Below are 23567 nucleotides of genomic sequence, written 5' to 3'. Positions count from 1 at the left end.
CGATGGATTCCCAGACCTCACAGTCATCCCAGGCTCCCCAGCCCTCCCCGTCCCCTCATACCTTCCAGGTCGACCTACGTGGTCTGGTGGACCTGCTCTCCCATCACCTCTACTCCAGTCCCAAGGTCTACCTGCGCGAGCTGTTGCAGAACGCGGTGGACGCGATCACCGCGAGACGGGCCGAACAGCCCGACGCGCCCGCCCGGGTACGGCTGTACGCCGAGGACGGCGCCCTGCGGGTGGAGGACTCCGGCGTCGGACTGACCGAGTCGGACGTGCACACGCTGCTCGCGACCATCGGGCGCAGCTCCAAGCGGGCCGAAGGGCTCCAGGAGGCGCGCTCCGACTTCCTCGGCCAGTTCGGTATCGGCCTGCTGGCCTGCTTCGTCGTCGCGGAGAAGATCCGCGTGGTCAGCCGCAGCGCCCGCAGGCCCGACGCGCCGCCCGTGGAGTGGACGGCCGCCGACGACGGCTCGTACACCGTACGGACGCTGCCGGACTCGGCCCGGCCCGAACCCGGCACCACCGTGCATCTGGTGGCCCGGGCGGGCGCGGCCGAGTGGCTGGCCGAGGGGCGGGTCCTGGAGCTGGCCCGGGACTTCGGCTCGCTGCTGCCCTACGACGTCCGGGTGGGCGCCGAGGAGGTCACCGACCTGCCCGCGCCCTGGGACCGGCCCTACCCGTCGCCCGCGACCCGGCGGGTGGCGCTCGCCCGGCACTGCCACGACCTGTTCGGGTTCTCACCGCTGGACTCGATCGACCTGAGCGTGCCGCTGGCCGGGATCCGCGGGGTGGCGTACGTCCTGCCGTCGGCGGTCAGCCCGGCCCAGCGCGCCCGGCACCGGGTGCACCTCAAGGGCATGCTGCTGACCGAGCGGGCCGAACAGCTCCTGCCCGACTGGGCGTTCTTCGTGCGCTGCGTCCTGGACACGGACAGTCTGCGGCCGACGGCGTCGCGCGAGTCGCTGTACGAGGACGAGACGCTGGCCGCCGTGCGCGAGGCGCTCGGTGAGCGGATCCGGTCCTGGCTGACCGGGCTCGCGGCCGGCGACCCGCAGCGGCTCGCCGCGTTCCTCGCGGTGCACCACCTGGGCGTGAAGTCGCTCGCGCGGCACGACAAGGAGATGCTGCGCACGATGCTGCCCTGGCTGCCGTTCGAGACGACGGACGGACAGCTGTCCCTGGAGGAGTTCGCGCAGCGGCACCCGGTGGTGCACTTCACCCGGACCGTGGAGGAGTTCCGGCAGGTCGCGCCGATCGCGTCGGCCCAGGGCATCGGGGTCGTCAACGGCGGCTACACCTACGACAGCGAGCTGGTGGAGGCGCTGCCCTCGGTGCGGCCGGGCACGTCGGTGTCCGAGCTGGACGCGGAGACGGTGACCGCCCATCTGGACGCGGTGGACCCGGCCGAGGAGCTGGCCCTGTCGGGGTTCCTGGCCGCCGCCCGGGCCGCGCTGGACCCGCTGGGCTGCGATGTCGTCCTGCGGGCGTTCCATCCGCTGTCGGTGCCCGCGCTGCATCTGGACGACCGGCAGGCCCGGCACGAGCAGGCCCGCGCGGACGCCGAGGAGCAGGCCGACGACCTGTGGGCGGGCATCCTCGGTTCCCTGCGCGGCAGCGCGCCCCGCGCGCGGCTGGTGCTCAACCATCTCAATCCGCTGGTCCGGCGGATCAGTGCGCTCCGGGAGCGGGAGCTGATCGGCACGGCCACGGAGTCGCTGTACGGGCAGGCCCTGCTGATGGCGCAGCGGCCCCTGCGCCCGGCCGACTCCGCGCTGCTGAACCGTGCCTTCATCGGCCTGCTGGAATGGGCCACGCACGGTGACCCCGGTGACGGCACCGGCTCCGCCCCCGACTCCGACTCCCCCGGGAACGGCCTCTGATGAGTGAGATCACCGACTTCGACGCGCTGCGCCAGGCGATGGCGGAGAACTCCGAGCGGCCGGAGGGGCCCGCCCGCAACGCCCGTGCAGAGCAGTTGCTCGCCGAGGCCGAGCGGCTGGACGTGCCGCTCGCCGTGATCGAGGCGCTCGGGCACCAGCTGACGGTGTACAACTACAGCTCGGAGAAGGACAAGATGTTCGTCCCGTTCGCGCGGCTGCTGCGGATGTGGGACGAACGGCCGGGGGACTTCGACGCGTACGAGGCGCACTCCCTGCACTGGGTCTTCAAGTGGATGTCGGCCGGGATGCTGGACCAGCCGCACGTCCCGCTCGCCTCGATCGAGAAGTGGCTCGGCGAGATGGAGCACCGCTACCGGCTCGCGGGGCACTCGGAGCGGGCGGTGCGCAGCGCGGAGTTCAGCGTCGCCGCGCATGTGGGGGACGTGCCCCGGGCCGAGCGGGCGTACGCGGCGTGGCTGGCGGCGGACCGGGACGACATGGCGGACTGCCACGCCTGCGAGCTGCACGGTCAGGGCTGGTGGCAGGCGGAGCGGGGCCGTGACGAGCGGGCGCTGGAGCTGTGGGAGCCGGTCCTCGACGGCACGTACACCTGCGCCCACGAGCCGCACACCGCACTCGCCTCCTCGCTGCTGCCGCTGCTGCGGCTGGGCCGCGGGGACGACGCCCGCGCGAACCATCTGCGGGGCTTTCGCCTGGTGCGGCCGATGGAGAGCATGCGGGGCGCGTACGCGGACCATGTGGAGTTCTGCGCGCTGAGCGGGAACGAGGCCCGCGCGCTGGAGCTGCTCGCCGAGCGTCCGGCGTACTTCACCGACACCGGGCATCCGCGCAGCCGCATGGAGTTCCTGAGCGTGGTGGCGCTGCTGATGGACCGGCTGACGGCGCTCGGCCTCGCCGGCCAGGAGGTGCCGGGGCCTGCGGGCCGCACCTGGACGGCGGAGGCACTGGGCGCGCACGCGCGCGCGGAGGCCCTGGCGCTGGCCGCGCGGTTCGACGCGCGCAACGAGACGTCCTACGTGAGTGAGCGGGCCCGCGCGCGGATGGCGCAGCGCCCGCTGGTGGAGCGGCTGCCGCTGGGTGTGCGTTCGGTGCGCCCGGTGTCCGTGCCGGGCGCGGTCCCGGTCCGGCCGGAGCCGGTGGCCGACGCCGTCGGGCCGGACCTGCCCGCGCTGCTGGCCGAGGCCCGCCGCCAGTCGGACACCCTCCAGCCGCATGCCGTGGAGGCGTGGGCGGCCGTCGCCCGGGCCGCCGAGGGGGTCGCGCTGGAGCCCCGGGACCGGGCGGAGATCGCCGACCACCGGGGGATGGGGCTGGGCCCCGAGGGCCTGGCGTACTTCGAGGAGGCCGCCGCGCACTACACCGAGGCGGGCGACCCCGGTGAGGCCCTCGCGGCCCGCGCGCGGGGAGCCTACGTCCGCGCCCTCGCCGGTGAGGTCGAGGAGGCCCTCGCCTCGGTGAGAGGGCCCTACGACGAGGTGCGGGCGCTGTACGCCGCCGACGGCACGGGCGTACGGCAGACCGCGTCGGTGGTGATGGCGCGGGCCCGGATCCTGATGCGGCGCGTGCACGAGCGCGAGGGCCCGGCCCCGCGGTCCGTGCTGGATGCCGCCGAGGCCGCCGCGCGCGAGGTGCTGGCGCTGGTGGCCGAGCGGGCCGGGGAGGACGTACGGCTCGCGGCGCGGACCGCCGAGGCGTGGGCGATCCTCGGCGAGCTGGCGGGGCACTCCGGGGACGCGGAGCGCTCGGCGGAGCTGTTCGGGCGGGCCGCGGCCGGGTTCGTGACGGCGGGGCTGCCGTGGTTCGCGGTGGAGTACGAGGCCCGGCTGGCGGGGCTCGCGCACCATCTCGGGGACAAGGCCGGGGCGGAGCGGGCGCTGCGGGCGGCCCTGGAGCACGGCGGGCCCCATCTGGAGCCGCCGGGGCGGGCCCGGCTCCATCTCCAGCTCGCCGAGGTGCTGGGCGGTCTCGGGCAGAGCGCCGGGGCCGCGGCGCACGCCCTGGAGGCGGCGCACTGGGCCGACGAGGCGGGCGAGGGGCAGGAGCTGGGTGCCTGGGCGCGGCAGTTGCTGGGCGGGTTCCTGCTCCAGCAGGGGCGGTTCGCCGAGGCCGCCGAGGTCCTGGAGTCCGCGCTGGCCGACCAGACCGCCGAGACGCACGGCGACGGGGCCGTCGTACAGACCCTGTGGTGGCTCGGGGACGCCCTCGGTGAGCTGGGTGAGCACCGGGCGGCGGCGGAACGGCGGCTCCAGGCGGCGGAGACCGCACGGCAGTGGCCGGAGCAGCAGGACCACGCCACGCTCGCCCATCTGGCGGCCGAGTCCCTCGGGGCGGCCGGGCTGCCGGCCGAGGCGGACCGGGCGTACGCGCGCGCGGGCGATCTCTGGCGCAGCCTGGGCGATGTCCACGGCCTCGTCCGGGCCCTGCGCGCCCGCGCGTGGCTGGCGCTGGACACGGAGTCCGGCGGCGACCGGGCGCGGACCCTGATGGCGGAGGCGGTGGAAGCCTGCGAGGACGCGCTGACGGCCACGCCGGACGAGGAGCAGCGGCAGCGGCTGACCTTCGAACTCGGCCACACCCACCGCCAGTTCGGCGACCTGCTGTCCCGGGGCGCGACACACCCCGACGCCCTGGCGGAGGACGAGGACGAGGCGGTGGGGGTGGGTGACCGCACCGCCGACTTCGAGGCGGCCGTGGCCCAACTGGGCCTCGCGTCGGCGGCCTTCACCGCCCTCGGCCCGGCGGCCCTGCACGCCCGTACCGGCGCGGAACTGGCCGCGGGCCGGCTGGAGGCCGAACTGGGCCACCCGGAGCGGTCGACGGCCCGCGCGCTCGCCGTGCTCGACGCCTACGAGGGCGCCGACGGCGAGGACGAGGCGGTGGGGGTGCGGCGGCGCGAGGCCGAGCAGTTGGTACGGGCCACGTCGGAACAGGAGCGCTGACGAAGGCGGGGGCCCCGCTCCGGGTCACTCCACCCCGATGAGCAGCAGGGCCCCCTGCCGACCACCCCGGTACACCACTGTGTCGACAGCGAGATACGACTCCCGCACCCGCGCCTCCAACCGGCCGGCGACCGCCTCCGGCGCCTGATCACCCAGCACGAGGGTGACCAGCTCACCACCGGCCGCGAGCATCCGGTCGAGGACGGTCTCGGCGGTGGCGGTGACCTCGGCGCCTATCACCGCCACGTCACCGTCGATGAGGCCGAGGACGTCCCCGGCCTGGCAGATGCCGGCCATGGTCCAGGACTGGCGTTCGGCGACGGTGACCTCGGCGTAGCGGGTCGCGCCGGCCGCCGACGTCATGGCGACGACGTCCTCGTCGAAGCGCCGGTCCGGCTCGTGCACGGCGAGTGCCGCGATGCCCTGGACGGCGGACCGGGTCGGGATCAGCGCCACCCGGACGCCCTCCACGCGGGCCTGCTCGGCCGCCGCTGCCGCCGTGTGCCGCAGTTCGGCGTCATTGGGGAGCAGCACCACTTCGCGCGCGTGCGCCCGCCGTACGGCCTCCACCAGTTCCCCGCTCGCGGGCGGCTCCCCGGGGCGGGCGAGGACGGTGGTGGCGCCCGCCTGCGCGTACAGCCCGGCCAGGCCCTCGCCGGGCACCACCGCCACCACGGCCCGCTGGGCCCGCTCGCGGGGGGTCCGCTCGGCCCGCGTGCTGTGCGCGTCCCCGGCGCCGAAGTGGGTGATCCGGATGCGGTACGGCCGCCCGGCCTCCACCCCGGCCTCCACGGCGGCGCCCGCGTCGTCCACGTGCACATGGACGTTCCACAGCCCGTCGCCGCCGACCACCACCAGGGAGTCCCCGAGCCCGTCCAGCCGGGTCCGCAGCCGGGCCACGGCCTCGTCACCGGCTTCCAGGAGGTAGATCACCTCGTACGCGGGGCCCTCCTCCCCCGTTCCGTCGGCGCAGTCCGCCGGGGTGTCCGGGGTGTCGGGGGACGGCGCCCGGGAACCGGCACCCGCCCCGGCCGCGGTCGTCGCCACCACCCGCTGCGGCTCCCCGGTGAGCGTCTCCACGAGCGCCCCCAGCACCGCCACCAGGCCCCGCCCCCCCGCGTCCACCACCCCCGCCCGGCCGAGCACGGCCAGTTGTCCGGGGGTCGCGGCGAGTGCCGTACGGGCTCCCTCGTAGGCGGCCCGCGCGACCGTCCCGCAGTCGTCGCCCGGCGCTTCCCCTGCCGCGTCGGCCGCGGCGGAGGCGACCGAGAGGACCGTGCCCTCCACCGGATGCGCCACGGCCTCCCGGGCGGCGTCCGCCGCGCGCCGCAGGGCCAGCCGCAGCTCCGGGCCACCGATGTGACCGTTCTCACCGGCGCCCGCGTCCCCCGGGCCCGTCCCGTCCCGCCCGGCGTCGGCCGCGAGCACCTGTGCCATGCCGCGCAGGAGCTGGGCGAGGATGGTCCCGGAGTTCCCGCGCGCACCGATCAGCGCGCCGTGCGCCATGGCCCGCACGGCGTCGGCCAGCGACGGCCCTCCGGGGTTCCCGGTGCTCCCGGTGTTCCCGGTGCTCCCGGTGGCCGTCGTGTCACCCGCGAGCGCCGTCCCCCGGCCGCTGGGCGAGGCCCCCTCATGACCTGCGGACACCGCCTCGTGGCCCGTGAACACGGCCTCGACGGCCGCCGCGGCCGACTCCACGGTCAGATACAGATTCGTCCCGGTGTCGCCGTCCGCCACCGGATACACATTGATGGCGTCGATCTCCTCGCGCGCACGGCCCAGCGCCTCCAGGGCGAGCCCGCACCAAGCACGCACCGCCGGCGCATCGAGGAATGTCTGCGGCACCTGTGCCTCCTAGGACCTGCGGACCTGCCCGGCCGATCGTGCGCGGTCGCGGGGTACGGGCCGCAGCGTAGTGCCGGGGCGGGTGTCCACCGGAAGAGGGCGGGAGCGGGCCCCTGAGCAGCCATGGTAATTTCGTTGTACCGACGCAGCCGTTGTATGCTGCTCCGGTTGCCCGATCCTGATCGGGCCATTCCCCCTGGCAACGCCACTCAGATCTCGGACGGTCCGTAAAAAGGCCCAGAGTCATGATCCCGGCCTGCCGGGTTCAACCGTAAGTGGATCTGAAGTCTTTGGAGTGACCCGTGGCTGCCAACTGCGACGTCTGCGGCAAGGGGCCGGGCTTCGGCAACAACATCTCGCACTCGCACCGCCGTACGTCCCGCCGCTGGAACCCGAACATCCAGCGTGTGCGTACCGTGGTCGGCGGGACGCCGAAGCGCGTGAACGCCTGCACCTCGTGCATCAAGGCCGGCAAGGTCTCGCGCTGACGCTCAGCTGAGCGCGCGGCCACGCTGGTTCCGCCGCATCGAGCCGACCCACTTCGGTGGGTCGGCTTTTTGCCATGCCCCCGTACGGCCGCGGCCGGATCACCGAACGACCGACCGGCGACCGACCGGGGATCGACCCGGTGACCGACCCGGCGACCGACCGGGGATCGACCCGGTGACCGACCGGGGATCGACCCGGTGACCGACCGGTGACCGACCGATGTCACTCGGTACCGCGCCGCAGTTCCCACCCGTGGTCCACCGGCCCGATCCCCGCGCCCAGCGCGAACCCGGCCGCGATCGCCCCGGTCACATACCGTTTCGCCGCCGTCACCGCCTCGGGCACCGGGTCCCCCAGCGCCAGCCGCGCGGCGACGGCGGAGGCGAGCGTGCAGCCGGTGCCGTGGGTGTGCCGGTTGTCATGGCGCGGGGCGCGCAGCCAGTGTTCCGACGTGCCGTCGGTGAGCAGGTCGACGGCGTCCCCCGCCAGATGACCGCCCTTGACCAGCACCCACCGCGGCCCGAACGCCAGCAGCGCGTCGGCCGCGGTCCGCAGATCGGCCTCCGCCTCGACGCGTACGCCGGTCAGCTGTGCCACCTCGTCCAGGTTCGGGGTGACGACGGTGGCGCGGGGCAGCAGCGCGCCGCGGACCGAGTCCAGCGCGGAGGCGGCGAGCAGGGAGTCGCCGTGCTTGGAGACGCCGACCGGGTCGACGACGGCGGGCGCGTCCGTGTCGGCGAGCAGTTCGGCGACCGTCTCGACCAGGGCGGCCGAGGCCAGCATCCCGGTCTTCACCGCCCGGACGCCGATGTCGTCCACGACACTGCGGTACTGGGCCCGGACCGCCTCGACCGGCAGTTCCCAAGCGCCCTGCACCCCCAGCGAGTTCTGCGCGGTGACGGCGGTGATCACGCTCATGCCGTGCACCCCGAGCGCGAGCATCGTCTTGAGGTCGGCCTGGATGCCGGCGCCGCCGCCGGAGTCGGAGCCGGCCACCGTCAGGACACAGGGAGGCGCGGAGGCCGTCGCGGAGGTGGCGGAAGTGTTCATGACTCGATGTCCCCGAAGTGGTCCCAGCCGCTCTTCTTCGTCCAGGGTGCCCCGTCCACGGTCACCTGGGGCAGCGCGGAGGGGTGGAGCACCTCGCCGATCACCTTCCAGCGGGCGGGCAGTTTCACGTCCGGGGGGAAGGTCGCGACGATCGCGTGGTCCTCTCCCCCGGTCAGCACCCACTGCAACGGGTCGACGCCGACCGCCTGACCGATGTCGTTCATCTGCGAGGGGATGTCGATCGCGCCGGAGCGGATGTCGATACGCACCTTGCTGGCCTCGGCGATGTGCCCGAGGTCGGCGATCAGCCCGTCGCTGACATCGCACATGGCGCTCGCCCCGAGCCCGGCGGCGGCCGGACCCGCGTGGTACGGCGGCTCGGGCCGCCGGTGCGCCTCCACGAACGCGCGCGGCGAGCGGAACCCGCGCGACAGCACCGCGTACCCGGCCGCGGACCAGCCCAGCCAGCCCGTCACCGCGACCAGGTCGCCGGGCCGGGCCCCGTCCCGGGTGACCGGCTCCTGGTTGCGCAGATCGCCGAGCGCGGTGATCGACACCATGATGGTGTCCCCGCGTACGACGTCGCCGCCTACCACCGCCGCGCCCGCGACCTGGCACTCGTCGCGCAACCCGTCCATCAGCTCGGTCGGCCAGGCGACCGGGAGTTCCGCGGGGACGACCAGGCCGAGCAGCAGGGCGGTCGGCACCGCGCCCATGGCGGCGATGTCCGCGAGGTTCTGCGCGGCGGCCTTGCGGCCCACGTCGTAGGCCGTGGACCAGTCACGGCGGAAGTGCCGGCCCTCCAGGAGTATGTCGGTGCTCGCCACCACCCGGCGGTCGGGCGCGGCGACCACCGCGGCGTCGTCGCCGGGGCCGACACGGACCGCCGGGGTGCTGGTGAGCCGGGAGGTCAGCTCCCTGATGAGCCCAAACTCACCCAGCTCACCCACAGTGCCCTTCATTGCCCTTACGCCCCTTCTGTTCCTGCGGTACTCGCAGCTGTCCCTGTCGTCAACGTCCGGCGGTGGTGCACCCCGGCGCGCGTGCGCCGGTCACCCCAGGTCTCCCCGTGGCGAGCGGCGACGCGATACCGTGGCGTTCCTTTTCCCCACATGATCCTCGTGGCCGCCCTGGAGGTTCCGTGGTACAGGCGTACATCCTGATCCAGACGGAGGTCGGCAAAGCGTCGACCGTCGCCGAGACCATCAGCAAGATCCCTGGAGTCGTCCAGGCCGAGGACGTGACGGGACCCTATGACGTCATCGTCCGCGCCCAGGCCGACACCGTCGATGACCTGGGCCGCATGGTGGTCGCGAAAGTCCAGCAAGTGGACGGCATCACGCGCACCCTGACCTGCCCGGTCGTACATCTGTAGCCCCCGTCTAGGCTTGGCCGGTGAGATTCTCCCGCCACCGGCTCGTCGGACTGCCCCCGCTCCTGCTCGCGCTCACCGTCGCGGGCTGCTCCTCAGCAGACGGCTCGGCCACCACCGCGGTTCCGTCGCCGGACGCCGCGGTGACCGAGTTGTGTCATGAGCTGGACGCTGCGCTGCCCACGGAGCTGGAGGGTCAGGACCGTACGGATCCCGAGCCCGGGTCGAAGCTGACCGCGGGGTGGGGGAGCCCGGCGATCATACTGCGGTGCGGTGTGGAACGACCCCCGAAGATGATCGATCCGAAGGTCGCCGAGGGACGGGACGACCGGGCCATCGCGGGCGGGGTGGACGGGGTCGAGTGGCTCCAGGAGAGGGCCGCCGAGGGGGCGTTCCGGTTCACCACCGCGAACCGCTCCGCGTATGTGGAGGTGACGGTGCCCTCGGGGCGGGACAGCACGGGGGTGCTGGTGGAACTGGCCCCGCCGATCAAGTCGGCGATCCCCCCGGGGATCGCCGGCTGAACAGCGAGCGGGCTCCGGAGGGATCCGTCGTGGCGGTGGGCTACCGCAGGCCCGTCGGGCGGTTGAGGGCCGCCTGGATGAGGCGGTCCACCAGTTCGCCGTAGCTCACTCCGCTCGCCTGCCACATCTGCGGATACATCGAGATCGGTGTGAAGCCGGGCATGGTGTTGATCTCGTTGATCACGAACGTGCCGGACTCCGTGAGGAAGAAGTCCGCGCGGACCAGGCCCTCGCAGGACGCGGCCTCGAAGGCGGCCACGGCCAGGCGCTGGACGTCGGCGGTCTCCTCGGCGGTGAGCGGGGCGGGGACCAGACCGGGGGTGGAGTCGATGTACTTGGCCTCGAAGTCGTAGTACGCGTGGGCCTGGGGCGGCGGGATCTCGGCGGGTACGGAGGCCCGCGGGCCGTCCTCGAACTCCAGCACCCCGCACTCGATCTCCCGGCCCCGCAGCGCGGCCTCGACCAGGATCTTCGGGTCGTGGCGCTGGGCCTCGGCGATGGCCTCGTCCAGGCCGGAGAGGTCGTCGACCTTGGTGATGCCGATGGAGGAGCCGGCCCGGGCCGGCTTCACGAACAGCGGCCAGCCGTGCTCGCCCGCGAAGTCCACGATCCGCTTGCGGGCGGCGGACTCCTCGCGCTGCCACTCCCGGGGGCGGATCACCAGGTAGGGGCCGACGTCGAGGCCGAAGGAGGTGAAGACCCGCTTCATGTACTCCTTGTCCTGGCCGACGGCCGAGGCGAGTACACCGGAGCCGACATAGGGGACACCGGAGAGTTCGAGCAGTCCCTGGAGCGTGCCGTCCTCGCCGTAGGGGCCGTGCAGCAGCGGGAAGACGATGTCGACCTCGCCCAGCGCCTTGGGCACCGCGCCGGGTTCGCTGTAGACGACTTCCCGGTCGGCGGGGTCGACGGGGAGCACCACGGCGCCGTCGGACGACTCGGTGAGTTCGTCGACGCTGGGGGTGCGGCGGTCGGCGATGGCCATGCGCTCGGGGTCGTCGGTGGTGAGCGCCCAGCGGCCGTCCTGGGTGATGCCGATCGGCAGCACCTCGTACTTGGTCCGGTCGATGGCGCGCAGGACGGCGCCGGCGGTGACCACGGAGATGCCGTGCTCGGAGCTGCGACCGCCGAACACGACGGCCACACGCGGCTTACGGGAGGGCTGCCCGGAAATCCGGGGGAGGTTCTCGCTGCTCATATCGGGTTGAGCGTACCCGGTGGCCCTTTTCCCTCCTAGCGCCTGCGCGGCGGTGGCGCGGCATCGTCACCGCCGCGGACCCACCGCCGGCGCCGGAGGTCGCTCAGTGTCGTTCGGGCTTCGCGCTGCGCGACATCAGTTCCTTGAGGGCGACCACCGGCGGCTTGCCCTCGTGGACGATGCCGACGACCGTCTCGGTGATGGGCATGTCCACTCCGTGCCGGCGGGCCAGATCCAGCACCGACTCGCAGGACTTGACGCCCTCGGCGGTCTGCTTGGTGACCGCGATGGTCTGCTCCAGGGTCATGCCCTTGCCGAGGTTGGTACCGAAGGTGTGGTTGCGGGAGAGCGGTGAGGAGCAGGTGGCCACCAGGTCGCCGAGGCCCGCGAGTCCGGAGAAGGTCAGCGGGTCGGCGCCCATGGCGTGGCCGAGGCGGGTGGTCTCGGCGAGGCCGCGGGTGATGAGCGAGCCCTTGGCGTTGTCGCCGAGGCCCATGCCGTCCGCGATGCCGACGGCGAGCCCGATGACGTTCTTGACCGCGCCGCCCAGTTCGCAGCCGAGGACATCGGTGTTGGTGTACGGGCGGAAGTAGGGGGTGTGGCAGGCGGCCTGGAGCCGCTGGGCCACGCCGTCGTCGGCACAGGCCACCACCGAGGCGGCGGGCATCCGCGCGGCGATCTCCCGGGCGAGGTTGGGACCGGAGACCACGGCGATCCGCTCGGGCCCGGCGCCCGTGACATCGGCGATGACCTCGCTCATCCGCATGGTCGTGCCGAGTTCGACGCCCTTCATCAGGGAGACCAGGACCGTGCCGGGCGCCAGCAGCGGCGTCCAGGCGGCGAGGTTCTCGCGCAGGGTCTGCGAGGGCACGGACAGTACGGTGAGGTCGGCGCCGTCGGCGGCCTCGGCGGGGTCGGTGGTGGCGCGCAGGTTCTGCGGCAGTTCGACGCCCGGGAAGTAGTCGGGGTTGGTCCGGGTGGAGTTGATGGCGTCCGCGACCTCCGCGCGGCGTGCCCACAGGGTGACGTCGCACCCCGCGTCGGCGAGCACGATGCCGAACGCCGTGCCCCATGAACCGGCGCTGAAGACCGCCGCCTTGACCGCCTTGCTCACTTGCTCTGACCCTCCGGTCGTTCGGTCTGCTGCTGGGTCCGCCGGCGCTGCTCGACGCGCTCGCGGCGCGGGTCGTAGGGCGCGGCGGGTGCCTGTTCGCCGCGGATCTGCTCCAGCAGGCGGGTGATGGCGGCCATGATCTCCTCGGTGGCCTCCTTGAGGACCTCCGCGGTCATCTCCTTGCCGTGGAAACGGGAGAGGTCCACCGGGGGGCCGGCCAGCACCCGGTGGGTCTTGCGCGGCAGGACGTCGGGCCGCCTGGCGTACGGGGGCAGCAACTCGTTGGCCCCCCACTGGGCGACCGGGACGACCGGGCACCTGGTCTTCAGCGCGACCCGGGCCGCGCCGGTCTTGCCGGTCATGGGCCAGCCGTCGGGGTCGCGGGTGATGGTCCCCTCGGGATAGAAGGCGACGCACTCACCGCGCTCCACGGCGTCGATGGCGGCGCGGAAGGCGCTGAGTGCGTCGGTGCTCTCCCGGTAGACGGGGATCTGGCCGGTGCCCCGCATGGCGGCGCCGACGAAGCCCTTCTTGAAAAGCCCGCTCTTCGCCAGGAATCGCGGAACCCGTCCGGTGTTGTACTGGAAGTGCGCGTACGCGAAGGGATCGACGTGGGAATTGTGGTTCACCACGGTGATAAATCCGCCCTCGGCCGGAATGTGCTCCATTCCGCGCCAGTCCCGCTTGAGCAGAACCAGCAGCGGAGGTTTGCAGAGCACCGCGGCGAAGCGGTACCAGAAGCCCTTTCTGCGGCGGGGCACGCGAACACCTTCCTCTTGGGCCTGGGGGGCCGCACAAGTGTCGCCCCAGGCCGCCTGTCTGTCGAGAACACCGTACGCCCGCCGGTCCCCGGCCAGCGCTCCCCCGAGAAGCCGCGCGCACCTCCGGCGGGAGAGCGGGCGGTGGGGCCGGGTGACAATGACCGCGACGAGAGAGGGACGGAAACGCAGGTGCAGTGGACCTTGGTGGTACCCCTGAAGCCCTTGGCGCGGGCCAAGAGCAGGCTCGCGGACACGGCGGCTGACACGCTGCGCCCGGGCTTGGCACTGGCCTTCGCCCAGGACACGGTGGGCGCGGCGCTGGCCTGCCCCGCGGTGCGGGATGTGGCAGTCGTCACGGACGACGCGCGGGCCGCCCGCGAACTGTCCCTACTCGGCGCGCGCATCCTTCCGGACGAACCGGGCGGCGGTCTGAACGCGGCCCTGGAGTACGGCGCGGCAATGGTACGGGCCATCCGCCCGAATAGCGCGGTGGCCGCCCTCAACGCCGATCTCCCGGCGCTGCGCCCGGCGGAATTGGCCCGGGTGCTGGAGGCGGCGGGGCAATTCCCGCGCGCTTTCCTGCCGGACGCGGCCGGTGTGGGCACCACCCTGCTGGCCGCCGGGTCCGCCGCGGAATTGCTCCCGGCATTCGGCCCGGATTCCCGTGCCCGGCACCGCGCCTCGGGTGCCGCGGAACTCCGGCCGGAGGCGGTGGATTCCGTACGGCAGGACGTGGACACCGGCGCCGATCTGCGGGCCGCGCTGGCCCTCGGGGTGGGGCCCCGGACGGCGGCGGTGGCCGCGCGCCTGCTGATCGCCGGGCAGTAGGCTGCGCCCATGCAGGCGACCGCATACACGTACGACGCCGACACCCGTACCGGCCAGGTGCTCCTGGACGACGGCACTCCCCTGTCCTTCGACGCCGCCGCCTTCGACGCGGGCGGGCTGCGTCTGCTGCGGCCGGGCCAACGGGTGCGCATCGAGGTGTCGGCGCTCGACGCGGGGGCGGGCGGGGACCGCAGGATCACCCTGGTGACGTTGCAGACCTTCTGAGCCGGGCCCTGCGGGCGGTGTTGGAGCCCTCTCCAACTCGTGGCCCCACGAGCCCACCGGACCTGCGAGAACACGCCGCGGGCCGGGCTCCCGTGGGAGCCCGGCCCGGCGTGTGAGTGCCCTGGGGGCCGCCTACTTGCGGGCGGTGGCCTTCTTGGCGGTGGTCTTGCGGGCCGTCGACTTCTTGGCGGGGGCCTTCTTGGCCGTCGCCTTCTTCGCCGGGGCCTTCTTGGCCGCCGCCTTCTTGGCGGTGGTCTTCTTCGCCGCCGTCTTCTTGGCGGTGGCCGTGGTCTTCTTGACCGCGGTCTTCTTCGCCGCCGTGGTCTTCTTGGCCGTCGCCTTCTTCGCGGTGGCCTTCTTGGCGACGGTCTTCTTCGCGACCGCCTTCGTGGCCGCCTTCTTGGCGGTGGTCTTCTTGGCCGCGGCCTTCTTCACCGTGGCGGAGGCGCCGCCGGTGAGGCTGCCCTTAGGGGCCTTCTTGACCGCGATGTCGCCCTTCGGGAGCTTCTTCGAGCCGCTCACCAGGTCCTTGAAGCCCTGGCCCGCGCGGAAGCGCGGCACGGAGGTCTTCTTGACCCGAACCCGCTCGCCCGTCTGGGGGTTGCGGGCGTACCGAGCGGGACGCTCGACCTTCTCGAACGAGCCGAAGCCGGTGACCGAGACCCGGTCGCCGCCCACGACCGCGCGGACGACGGCGTCCAGGACCGCGTCGACGGCATCGGCGGCCTGCTGGCGGCCACCCAACTTGTCGGCAATCGCTTCTACGAGCTGCGCCTTGTTCACGTCTTCCCCTTCGGAGACATCGCCAGAACGAATGTGTTCAAGCTTTTTCGCACGTTAGGCAGATATATACCGCAAATCAAACACGAAACGGGCTAATCACCCTTGTGCCGCAACGGACTCGACTTGCTCCGGCACGTTCAGCGTTCCTCGTCGGGGATTCGGCCCTCGTCGAGATCCGCGGTGAACGCCTCCAGGCGCCTTGCCGCATCGGCGAGATCGTGCTTGGCCGCGGCCGTAATGACCAGCAGCTTCCGGGTCAGCGCCATCCGTACGCCCTCCGGGACTTGCAGTGCGCGCACTTTTGCGTGCGCTTCCTTGAGCTGGTCCGCGACCGCCGCATAGAGCTGGAGTTGGCCGTCGTGTCCCATGCACAGATTGTGCCATCTGGGGCGAGTTGTCGCCTGCTCGGGGGGCAACTGCCCCCTCCAACGGCCCTTTCGGCGCCCGGCGGGGCCGCTCCCCCGCGCGCCGCCGGGCCCGCCAACCACCCCTCTGACGAGGGCAGTTGACAGACGCCGGCGCGGCCCATGCCGCCGTACGGGTGCAGAAACGGCTGTACCCCCGATCGGGCCGATCGGGGGTACAGCCGGGGTGTTGCGTGGCCGAAATTCGACCGTCGGGCGGGTCCGCCGGGGGGCGCCCCGACCGGCCGCCGGTCAGCCGGTGAGGGTGCGCGGCTTGTGCGCCGGCCGCCGAGCCTCGTAGGTGGCGATGTCCGCCTCGTTCTGGAGCGTGATGGAGATGTCGTCCAGACCGTTCAGCAGCCGCCAGCGGGAGTTCTCGTCCAGCTCGAAGGGGGCGGTGACGCCCTCGGCGCGCACTTCACGGGCCTGGAGGTCGACGGTCACCTCGGCCTCGGGGTCACGCTCGGTCAGCTCCCACAGCGCGTCCACGGTCTTCTGCTCCAGCACCACTGTGAGCAGGCCGTTCTTCAGCGAGTTACCACGGAAGATATCGGCGAAACGGGAGGAGATCACGGCCTTGAAGCCATAGTTCTGCAGGGCCCAGACCGCGTGCTCACGGGAGGAGCCGGTACCGAAGTCGGGCCCGGCGACCAGCACGCTGGCCCCCCGGCGCTCGGGCCGGTTCAGCACGAACTCCGGGTCCTTGCGCCAAGCCTCGAAGAGCCCGTCCTCGAACCCGTCCCGGGTCACCTTCTTGAGCCAGTGGGCCGGGATGATCTGGTCGGTGTCGACATTGCTGCGCCGCAGCGGGACCGCCCGGCCGGTGTGCGTGGTGAATGCTTCCATGGCTGTTCAGACTCCAGCGGGCGTGCGGTCGTCGGTCAGGTCGGCCGGGGAGGCCAGGTGCCCCAGCACCGCGGTCGCGGCGGCGACCTGCGGAGACACCAGATGGGTACGGCCGCCCTTGCCCTGGCGCCCCTCGAAGTTGCGGTTGGAGGTGGAGGCGGAGCGCTCCCCGGGGGCGAGCTGGTCGGGGTTCATGCCGAGGCACATCGAGCAGCCCGCGTGCCGCCACTCGGCGCCGGCCTCCTTGAAGACCACGTCCAGACCCTCGGAGACGGCCTGGAGACCCACCCGGGCCGAGCCCGGCACGACCAGCATCCGTACGCCGTCGGCGACTTTGCGGTCCTTGAGGATCGAGGCCGCGGCCCGCAGGTCCTCGATCCGTCCGTTGGTGCAGGAACCTACGAAGACGGTGTCCACGTCGATGGAGCGCAGCGGCTGTCCGGCCGCCAACCCCATGTATTCCAGGGCCTTTTCGGCGGCGAGCCGCTCCGAGGCGTCTTCGTACGAAGCCGGGTCGGGGACGGACGCCGAAAGCGGTGCGCCCTGCCCGGGGTTGGTGCCCCAGGTGACGAACGGCGACAGTGCGGCGGCGTCGATGACCACCTCGGCGTCGAACTCGGCGTCGTCGTCCGTGCGCAGCGTCTTCCAGTACGCGACCGCCTCGTCCCACTCCTGGCCCTCGGGGGCGTGCGCGCGGCCCTTGAGGTAGGCGAAGGTGGTCTCGTCGGGGGCGATCATGCCTGCCCGGGCGCCGGCCTCGATGGACATGTTGCAGATGGTCATCCGGGCCTCCATCGAGAGCTTCTCGATGGCCTCGCCGCGGTATTCCAGGATGTAGCCCTGGCCGCCGCCGGTGCCGATCCGCGCGATGATCGCCAGGATCAGGTCCTTGGCGGTGACGGCGTCGGGCAGCTCGCCGTCGACCGTGATCGCCATGGTCTTCGGACGGGCCAGGGGCAGCGTCTGGGTGGCCAGCACATGCTCGACCTGCGAGGTGCCGATGCCGAACGCCAGCGCGCCGAAGGCGCCGTGCGTGGAGGTGTGCGAGTCACCGCAGACCACCGTCGTGCCGGGCTGGGTCAGTCCCAGCTGCGGGCCCACGACATGGACGACGCCCTGCTCGACGTCGCCGAGCGGGTGCAGCCGCACCCCGAAGTCGGCGCAGTTCTTGCGCAGCGTCTCCAGCTGGACCCGGGAGACCGGGTCCGCGATGGGCTTGTCGATGTCGAGGGTCGGGGTGTTGTGGTCCTCGGTGGCGATGGTCAGGTCAAGGCGCCGCACGGGGCGGCCGTTCTTGCGGAGGCCGTCGAACGCCTGGGGGCTGGTCACCTCGTGCAGCAGGTGCAGATCGATGTAGAGAAGGTCGGGCTCGCCCTCCGCGCGCCGGACGACATGGTCGTCCCAGACCTTCTCCGCGAGTGTCCTACCCATCGCTTTCCCTCCGGCCGGCGCAGCGCCCCGGCCCAACTAGAGATCGTGAGGCGGCGACCCCCTCCCCATGGATCCCGTGGATCCGGGCGCCCGCCACCAGGCCCGTGAGTCCGCGGGCCCCTGTGCCTTGGTGAACCCAGGGTCGCGCTTTCCACGGAAAATTGAACTTGCGTTTCACAGAGTGAGACGGGAATATCGTTGCATGGACAACAGTAGCGGCGTCGGCGTTCTGGACAAGGCGGCCCTCGTCCTGAGCGCTCTGGAGTCCGGTCCGGCCACCCTCGCGGGTCTGGTCACGGCCACCGGACTGGCTCGACCCACGGCTCACCGCCTGGCCGTGGCCCTGGAACATCACCGCATGGTGGCACGCGACATGCAGGGCCGGTTCATTCTGGGCCCGCGCCTGGCCGAGCTGGCGGCGGCGGCGGGCGAGGACCGGTTGCTGGCCACGGCCGGCCCGGTCCTGACCCATCTGCGGGACATCACGGGTGAGAGTGCCCAGCTCTACCGGCGCCAGGGCGACATGCGTATCTGTGTCGCGGCGGCGGAGCGGCTGTCGGGGCTGCGGGACACGGTCCCGGTGGGCTCGACGCTCACGATGAAGGCCGGTTCCTCGGCGCAGATCCTGATGGCGTGGGAGGAGCCGGAGCGGCTGCACCGCGGTCTTCAGGGCGCCCGCTTCACGGCCACGGCCCTGTCGGGGGTCCGTCGGCGCGGCTGGGCGCAGTCCATCGGGGAGCGGGAGCCGGGGGTGGCCTCGGTCTCCGCGCCGGTGCGCGGCCCGTCCAACCGTGTGGTGGCCGCGGTCTCCGTCTCGGGTCCCATCGAGCGCCTCACGCGCCATCCGGGCCGGATGCACGCCCAGGCCGTGATCGATTCCGCGGCCCGCCTCTCCGAGGCCCTGCGCCGCACCGGCTGACCCCCCGAGGACCAGGGCAGCCCCAACGCCGCGGCTGCCCTCCCTCTACCCCAGCGGAAGCGCCCCCAAGGGGCACGGCAACCCACCTCAGCGGAAGCGCCCCAAAGGGGCGCGGGGAACTGCGCGATCATCCCCCACCGACCGGCACCCGCCGACGAGGCAGCCCCCACCCGCCCCGTAGGCGCACGGCACGAGACCCTCCGCACATGAAAAACGGCCCCCCACCCCAGCCACCCGGCCAAAGCGAAGAGCCATCGTCCCGTACCCCCGACCGGATTCGAACCGGCGCTACCGCCTTGAGAGGGCGGCGTGCTAGGCCGCTACACAACGGGGGCGAGGATCTTACGTTTCCGCAGATCCGAGCTGGTCTACCTGGACTCGAACCAAGACTAACTGAACCAGAATCAGTCGTGCTGCCAATTACACCATAGACCAATGTGGTTTAGACCAGTTTGTACCCCCGACCGGATTCGAACCGGCGCTACCGCCTTGAGAGGGCGGCGTGCTAGGCCGCTACACAACGGGGGCCCTAGCGATCCTGCATCGAAGTCAGCGGGTGCGACCCGGCTGTCCTCGCGGGAAGGATCTGTACCCCCGACCGGATTCGAACCGGCGCTACTGCCTTGAGAGGGCAGCGTGCTAGGCCGCTACACAACGGGGGCTTTTGCAGATGATCTCTGCGGCGCAGATAAGCTCTGCGAGCTGGCCTACCTGGACTCGAACCAAGACTAACTGAACCAGAATCAGTCGTGCTGCCAATTACACCATAGGCCACTGGAACGCAAGCCCCGGAGGGGATCTTGTTCTAGTTCGCTCCCCCGGTACCGGCCTCTCGGCCCGCTCTCCGGCGGCGCAGGAAGAACATTACCCGAAGGAGGACGGGGCTCCAAAACGGGTATCCGCGCCGAGCAGCACGGGGAGTTCGGCGAGGGAGGCGATCCGGTGGCCGCCCTCGGGCACCTCGCCGCCGGTCCCCGCCCCGGGCCGGTCGAGCCACACCGACAGCAGTCCGGCCGCGGACGCCCCGCGCCCGTCGATCTCCGGATGGTCACCGACGTAGGCCACTTCGCGCGGTGGCAGGCCGAGGGCCTCGCAGGCGGCGGCGAAGGCGGCGGCCTGCGGCTTGGAGACGCCCAGCTCGGCGGCGCACAGCACGCTCTCGAAGCGGTCGCGCACCCCGAGGACCCGCAGTTTGCGGTCCTGGACGCCGAGGCTGGAGTTGGAGAGCACCGCGTGCCGGTGGCTGGCGGCGAGGGTGTCCAGGACCGGCAGCACATCCGGGAAGAGCGCCCAGGCGGCCTCGTAGTGGGTGAGGTAGCGGTCGAACCAGGCGTCCGCCGCCGCGTCGGTCAGCTCACGGTCGAGGAACGCCCGTACGCGGTCGCGGCGCTGTTGCCGGAAGGTGGCCTCACCGGCCGCGAACCGGGCCCAGTGCTGTTCGGTGGTCGCGCGCCAGTGGGCGAGGGCCCGCTCGGCCCCGCCGTACGCGTCGAGCAGGCCCTCGGCCGCCAGATGGCCGCCCAGGCCCGCGCGGTCCGCCGACGTGTAGTCGAAGAGGGTGTCGTCCACGTCCCAGACCACGGCTCGGATGCTCATGGTCCGACGGTAACCCGGCGGCGCGCGGGCACGGGCGGGGTTCCCCGGGTCAGCCCCGGTCCCCCGCCGGGTCCGGGGCCACCAGGAAGTCGGTGAGGAAGCAGGTGACCTCGCCGGCCGTGGTGCGGCCGATCCAGGTGGGGTAGGCGCCGTCGCCCCAGCCGGAGGTGAAGGCGGCCACGGTGTGCCCGGTCCCGGGGGAGGTGACCAGGTGGGGTCCTTCCGCCCAGTCGCTGTTCTCGAAGGCGTCCCACAGCGGTCCCTCCTCGGCCTCGCCCTCGGGGAAGCCCGCTTCGGCGGCGAGGTCGTAGAAGCAGCCGGTGCCGGCGTCGACGCCGTAGCCGAAGAACTCGTCGTCGCCGAGGTCGGCCGGGTCCTGGTCGCCGACGGTGGCCAACTCCCAGGTCGTGGCGGGTTCGTCCCGGACGACCAGCCGGGCCGCGGTCACCCGCAGATGCGGTTCGCCGGACTCGGGCTCGTCGGGCGCGGTGAGGGTGGCGAGGGCGGCCTCGACGCGGTAGCGGCCGGGGGTGACGGTGACCGTGAACGGTTCGACCGCGCCGGTGCCGAGGCTGACGAACGGGTCGCAGGCGACGACCCGGCCGGTGGGCAGGTCCAGTTCCCCGCCGTCGACCACATGGATCACGCCCCTCTCCCCGGTGTCGTAGGTGAAGGTGCTGCCCGGGGTGAACAGCCAGGTGTAGTCGCGGGGGGACATGGGCATCGCGGGGGGCCTTTCCTGATCCTGTGTGCGGCGATCCGGAAGAGTAGTGGGTGGCGCCGGCAGCGACGCGACAGGGGCGGCGGCCCGGCCGGCCGCCGCCCCTGTGCGGGTGGTTCTCCTCCTGGCGGAGCCGTTCAGCCCGCCAGCCGGGCGAGGGCCGCGTCGATCCGGGTCAGGGTGGCCTCCTTGCCCAGGACCTCCAGGGACTCGAAGAGCGGCAGGCCGACGGTGCGGCCGGTGACGGCCACCCGGACCGGGGCCTGGGCCTTGCCGAGCTTGAGGCCATGGGCCTCGCCGGCCGCGAGGACGGCCTCCTTGAGGGACTCGGCGGAGGTCCAGTCGGCGGCCTCCAGCTTCTCGCGGGCCGTGCGCAGCAACGCGTCGGAGCCTTCCTTCATGGCCTTGGCCCAGCTCGCCTCGTCGTGGACGGGCTCGGCGAGGAAGAGGAAGTCGACGTTGTCGGTGATCTCCGAGAGGACCTTGAGACGGGTCTGGGCGTGCGGGGCGATCGCCTGCCACTTGGTCTCGTCGAACGCCTCGGGGGCCCAGGGCGCGGCGGGGGCCTGGAGCCAGGGGCGGCAGCGCTCGGTGAAGTCCTTCACATCGAGGAGCCGGATGTGGTCGGCGTTGATGGCCTCGCACTTCTTCAGGTCGAAGCGGGCCGGGTTGGGGTTCACGTCCTTGATGTCGAAGGCCGCGACCATCTCCGGCATGCCGAAGATGTCCTGGTCGGCGGAGAGCGACCAGCCCAGCAGGGAGAGGTAGTTGAGCAGTCCCTCGGGCAGGAAGCCGCGCTCGCGGTAGAGGTTGAGGGAGGACTGGGGGTCGCGCTTGGAGAGCTTCTTGTTGCCCTCGCCCATGACGTAGGGGAGGTGCCCGAAGGCGGGGACGTCCTTGGCGACGCCCAGCTCGATGAGCGCCTTGTAGAGGGCGATCTGGCGCGGGGTGGAGGAGAGCAGGTCCTCGCCGCGCAGGACGTGGGTGATCTCCATCAGGGCGTCGTCGACCGGGTTCACGAGCGTGTAGAGGGGGGCCCCGTTGGCTCGTACGATCCCGTAGTCCGGGACGTTCTCCGGGGTGAAGGTCAGTTCGCCGCGGACCAGGTCGGTGAAGGTGATGGTCTCGTCCGGCATCCGGAAGCGGACGATCGCGGTACGGCCCTGGGCGCGGTACTCCTCGACCTGGGCGGGGGTGAGGTCGCGGCAGTGGCCGTCGTAGCCGGAGGGCTTCCCGGCGGCGCGGGCGGCCTCGCGGCGGGAGTCCAGCTCCTCCTGGGAGCAGTAGCAGTGGTAGGCGTGGCCGGCGTCGAGCAGCCTGCGGGCCACGTCGGCGTAGAGGTCCATGCGCTGCGACTGGCGGTAGGGGGCGTGCGGGCCGCCGATCTCGGGGCCCTCGTCCCAGTCGAAGCCCAGCCAGCGCATCGCGTCGATGAGCTGGTCGTAGGACTCCTCGGAGTCGCGGGCCGCGTCGGTGTCCTCGATGCGGAAGACCAGGGTGCCCTGGTGGTGCCGGGCGAACGCCCAGTTGAACAGGGCGGTGCGGACCAGGCCCACATGGGGGTTACCGGTGGGCGAGGGGCAGAAACGGACGCGTACGGGGGAGCCGGGTGCGCTAGCCACGCTTGACAACCTTGTTGGTGAGAGTGCCGATGCCTTCGATGCTGACGGCGACCTCGTCGCCGACGGTGAGGGGGCCGACCCCTGCCGGGGTGCCGGTGAGGATGACGTCACCGGGGAGCAGGGTCATGGCCTCGGTGATGTTGACGATCAGGTCCGCGATGGAGTGGGTCATCTCGCTGGTGCGGCCGAGCTGGCGCTGGGCGCCGTTGACCGTGAGCTGGATGGTCAGGTCGGACGCGGTGGCGAGGTCCAGGTCGGTCTCGACCCAGGGGCCGAGCGGGCAGGAGGTGTCGAAGCCCTTGGCCCGGGCCCACTGCTTCTCGCGCTTCTGGACGTCCCGCGCGGTGACGTCGTTGGCGCAGGTGTAGCCGAGGATGACGTCCTGGACGCGGTCGCGCGGGACCTCGCGGCAGAGGCGGCCGATGACGACGGCCAGCTCGGCCTCGTGGTGCAGGTCCTCGGTGAAGGAGGGGTACTGGATCTCGTCGCCGGGGCCGATGACGGCGGTGGAGGGCTTGAGGAAGGCGAACGGGGCGTCGGGCACCTCGTTGCCGAGTTCCCGCGCGTGCTCGGCGTAGTTGCGGCCGAAGGCGATGACCTTGCTGGGCAGGACCGGCGGCAGCAGCCGTACCTTGCTCAGCGGCACCTTGGTGCCGGACAGCTCGAAGTCCGTGAACGGGATGCCCTTGATGATGTCGAGGACGAGCTGGTCGGGCCGGTCGCCCTCGACCGCGCCGAAAGCGACGTTCCCGTCGATGGAGAATCTGGCGATGCGCACGGGATCCTCGCGCCCCTCACTGAGCCGGGTGGAGTCTGACGCTCCAGGCTATCCCGGCAGAGGCGGGCGTTCCGCCCGGGATATCCGGACGGGGGTCGGGCGGGGTCCGGGCGGGGGCGGGCATTCGGCCCGGATGCCCGGGCGGGGGCCGGGCAGGGGCGGGCGTTCCGCCGGATGACGGGACGGGGGCCGGGCACAAGCGGGCCTTCCGCCCGGCA

General features: G+C 72.5%; 22 protein-coding genes and 5 tRNA genes. 8 read left to right on the top strand and 19 right to left on the bottom strand.

Features of this window, described 5'->3' with window-relative positions:
• Positions 1–2 precede the first annotated feature (2 nt).
• Both ACIQNG_RS24030 and ACIQNG_RS24025 read left to right on the top strand, forming a co-directional pair.
• Positions 3–1883, top strand: a complete 1881-nt coding sequence (locus ACIQNG_RS24030) for an HSP90 family protein (protein WP_401432448.1) — start codon at positions 3–5, stop codon at positions 1881–1883.
• Positions 1883–4843 (top strand): tetratricopeptide repeat protein, encoded by a 2961-nt coding sequence (locus tag ACIQNG_RS24025; RefSeq protein WP_401487655.1) that lies wholly within the window; start codon positions 1883–1885, stop codon positions 4841–4843. The genes ACIQNG_RS24030 and ACIQNG_RS24025 overlap by 1 nt, the downstream gene beginning before the upstream one ends.
• A 24-nt stretch (positions 4844–4867) precedes the next feature.
• Here the strand turns inward: ACIQNG_RS24025 and ACIQNG_RS24020 are convergent, their stop codons facing one another.
• Positions 4868–6688, bottom strand: a complete 1821-nt coding sequence (locus tag ACIQNG_RS24020) for a DAK2 domain-containing protein (protein WP_401487653.1) — start codon at positions 6686–6688, stop codon at positions 4868–4870.
• Positions 6689–6990: 302 nt separating this feature from the next.
• Here ACIQNG_RS24020 and rpmB point away from each other — a divergent pair, with 302 nt between their 5' ends.
• Positions 6991–7176, top strand: coding sequence for a 50S ribosomal protein L28 (gene rpmB, locus ACIQNG_RS24015; protein ID WP_003993230.1), 186 nt, complete (start codon positions 6991–6993; stop codon positions 7174–7176).
• Between the two features lie 223 nt (positions 7177–7399).
• Here rpmB and thiD read toward each other — a convergent pair whose 3' ends face one another.
• Positions 7400–8227, bottom strand: a complete 828-nt coding sequence (gene thiD / locus ACIQNG_RS24010; protein WP_401487652.1) for a bifunctional hydroxymethylpyrimidine kinase/phosphomethylpyrimidine kinase — start codon at positions 8225–8227, stop codon at positions 7400–7402.
• Positions 8224–9189, bottom strand: a complete 966-nt coding sequence (locus tag ACIQNG_RS24005) for a thiamine-phosphate kinase (RefSeq protein ID WP_401432438.1) — start codon at positions 9187–9189, stop codon at positions 8224–8226. Before ACIQNG_RS24005 ends, thiD begins: the two co-directional genes overlap by 4 nt.
• Before the next feature lie 179 nt (positions 9190–9368).
• On the opposite strand from ACIQNG_RS24005, the gene ACIQNG_RS24000 reads away from it, so the two are divergent.
• Positions 9369–9602, top strand: a complete 234-nt coding sequence (locus tag ACIQNG_RS24000) for an Lrp/AsnC family transcriptional regulator (protein ID WP_037677600.1) — start codon at positions 9369–9371, stop codon at positions 9600–9602.
• A gap of 20 nt (positions 9603–9622) precedes the next feature.
• Entirely contained in the window at positions 9623–10123 is a 501-nt protein-coding gene (locus tag ACIQNG_RS23995; protein ID WP_401487649.1) for a DUF3515 domain-containing protein, read from the top strand.
• 40 nt (positions 10124–10163) lie between these two features.
• Here the strand turns inward: ACIQNG_RS23995 and ACIQNG_RS23990 are convergent, their stop codons facing one another.
• From ACIQNG_RS23990 to ACIQNG_RS23980, 3 genes are all read right to left on the bottom strand, one after another.
• The gene (locus ACIQNG_RS23990; RefSeq protein ID WP_401487647.1) at positions 10164–11321 is read right to left on the bottom strand and encodes a D-alanine--D-alanine ligase family protein; all 1158 of its coding nucleotides are present in this window, start codon (positions 11319–11321) and stop codon (positions 10164–10166) included.
• A 103-nt stretch (positions 11322–11424) separates the two neighbouring features.
• Complete coding sequence (locus ACIQNG_RS23985) at positions 11425–12435, bottom strand: NAD(P)H-dependent glycerol-3-phosphate dehydrogenase (protein WP_401432429.1); 1011 nt, start codon at positions 12433–12435, stop codon at positions 11425–11427.
• Complete coding sequence (locus ACIQNG_RS23980) at positions 12432–13196, bottom strand: lysophospholipid acyltransferase family protein (protein ID WP_401432426.1); 765 nt, start codon at positions 13194–13196, stop codon at positions 12432–12434. Before ACIQNG_RS23980 ends, ACIQNG_RS23985 begins: the two co-directional genes overlap by 4 nt.
• Before the next feature lie 189 nt (positions 13197–13385).
• Between ACIQNG_RS23980 and cofC the strand changes: the two genes are divergently transcribed.
• Positions 13386–14024: a 2-phospho-L-lactate guanylyltransferase gene (gene cofC / locus ACIQNG_RS23975; protein ID WP_401432423.1), complete on the top strand. Its 639-nt coding sequence runs from the start codon at positions 13386–13388 to the stop codon at positions 14022–14024.
• A 9-nt stretch (positions 14025–14033) separates the two neighbouring features.
• Positions 14034–14249, top strand: coding sequence for a hypothetical protein (locus ACIQNG_RS23970; protein ID WP_401432420.1), 216 nt, complete (start codon positions 14034–14036; stop codon positions 14247–14249).
• A gap of 132 nt (positions 14250–14381) precedes the next feature.
• Here the strand turns inward: ACIQNG_RS23970 and ACIQNG_RS23965 are convergent, their stop codons facing one another.
• From ACIQNG_RS23965 to leuC, 4 genes are all read right to left on the bottom strand, one after another.
• Complete coding sequence (locus ACIQNG_RS23965; protein ID WP_401432418.1) at positions 14382–15032, bottom strand: HU family DNA-binding protein; 651 nt, start codon at positions 15030–15032, stop codon at positions 14382–14384.
• Between the two features lie 137 nt (positions 15033–15169).
• The gene (locus ACIQNG_RS23960; protein ID WP_401432416.1) at positions 15170–15400 is read right to left on the bottom strand and encodes a hypothetical protein; all 231 of its coding nucleotides are present in this window, start codon (positions 15398–15400) and stop codon (positions 15170–15172) included.
• 288 nt (positions 15401–15688) lie between these two features.
• A complete protein-coding gene (gene leuD / locus ACIQNG_RS23955) occupies positions 15689–16282 on the bottom strand; it encodes a 3-isopropylmalate dehydratase small subunit (protein WP_401487644.1) in 594 nt (197 codons plus the stop codon).
• Between the two features lie 6 nt (positions 16283–16288).
• The gene (leuC, locus tag ACIQNG_RS23950) at positions 16289–17713 is read right to left on the bottom strand and encodes a 3-isopropylmalate dehydratase large subunit (protein WP_401487642.1); all 1425 of its coding nucleotides are present in this window, start codon (positions 17711–17713) and stop codon (positions 16289–16291) included.
• Between the two features lie 202 nt (positions 17714–17915).
• On the opposite strand from leuC, the gene ndgR reads away from it, so the two are divergent.
• The gene (gene ndgR, locus ACIQNG_RS23945) at positions 17916–18632 is read left to right on the top strand and encodes an IclR family transcriptional regulator NdgR (RefSeq protein ID WP_401432409.1); all 717 of its coding nucleotides are present in this window, start codon (positions 17916–17918) and stop codon (positions 18630–18632) included.
• A 262-nt stretch (positions 18633–18894) separates the two neighbouring features.
• Here the strand turns inward: ndgR and ACIQNG_RS23940 are convergent.
• The 9 genes from ACIQNG_RS23940 to ACIQNG_RS23900 form a co-directional block, all read right to left on the bottom strand.
• A tRNA-Glu gene (locus ACIQNG_RS23940) sits at positions 18895–18967 on the bottom strand.
• A gap of 28 nt (positions 18968–18995) precedes the next feature.
• Positions 18996–19067, bottom strand: a tRNA-Gln gene (locus ACIQNG_RS23935).
• Between the two features lie 20 nt (positions 19068–19087).
• Positions 19088–19160 (bottom strand) — tRNA-Glu (locus tag ACIQNG_RS23930).
• 61 nt (positions 19161–19221) lie between these two features.
• Positions 19222–19294, bottom strand: a tRNA-Glu gene (locus ACIQNG_RS23925).
• Positions 19295–19334: 40 nt separating this feature from the next.
• A tRNA-Gln gene (locus tag ACIQNG_RS23920) sits at positions 19335–19406 on the bottom strand.
• Positions 19407–19496: 90 nt separating this feature from the next.
• Positions 19497–20228 carry an HAD family hydrolase gene (locus tag ACIQNG_RS23915; RefSeq protein WP_401487639.1) on the bottom strand — a complete coding sequence of 244 codons (732 nt, stop codon included), beginning with the start codon at positions 20226–20228 and terminating at the stop codon, positions 19497–19499.
• 49 nt (positions 20229–20277) lie between these two features.
• Complete coding sequence (locus tag ACIQNG_RS23910; protein ID WP_401432403.1) at positions 20278–20952, bottom strand: DUF4241 domain-containing protein; 675 nt, start codon at positions 20950–20952, stop codon at positions 20278–20280.
• A 134-nt stretch (positions 20953–21086) separates the two neighbouring features.
• On the bottom strand, positions 21087–22571 hold the full coding sequence (gltX, locus tag ACIQNG_RS23905; RefSeq protein WP_401487637.1) for a glutamate--tRNA ligase: 1485 nt from the start codon (positions 22569–22571) through the stop codon (positions 21087–21089).
• Entirely contained in the window at positions 22564–23349 is a 786-nt protein-coding gene (locus ACIQNG_RS23900; RefSeq protein WP_401432398.1) for a fumarylacetoacetate hydrolase family protein, read from the bottom strand. Before ACIQNG_RS23900 ends, gltX begins: the two co-directional genes overlap by 8 nt.
• Between the last annotated feature and the right edge of the window lie 218 nt (positions 23350–23567).

This window comes from Streptomyces sp. NPDC091377, assembly GCF_044757045.1.
Taxonomy (GTDB): Bacteria; Actinomycetota; Actinomycetes; order Streptomycetales; family Streptomycetaceae; genus Streptomyces.
The sequence above is the reverse complement of the archived record's forward strand: the minus strand, read 5'-3'. Positions and strand labels throughout refer to the sequence as shown.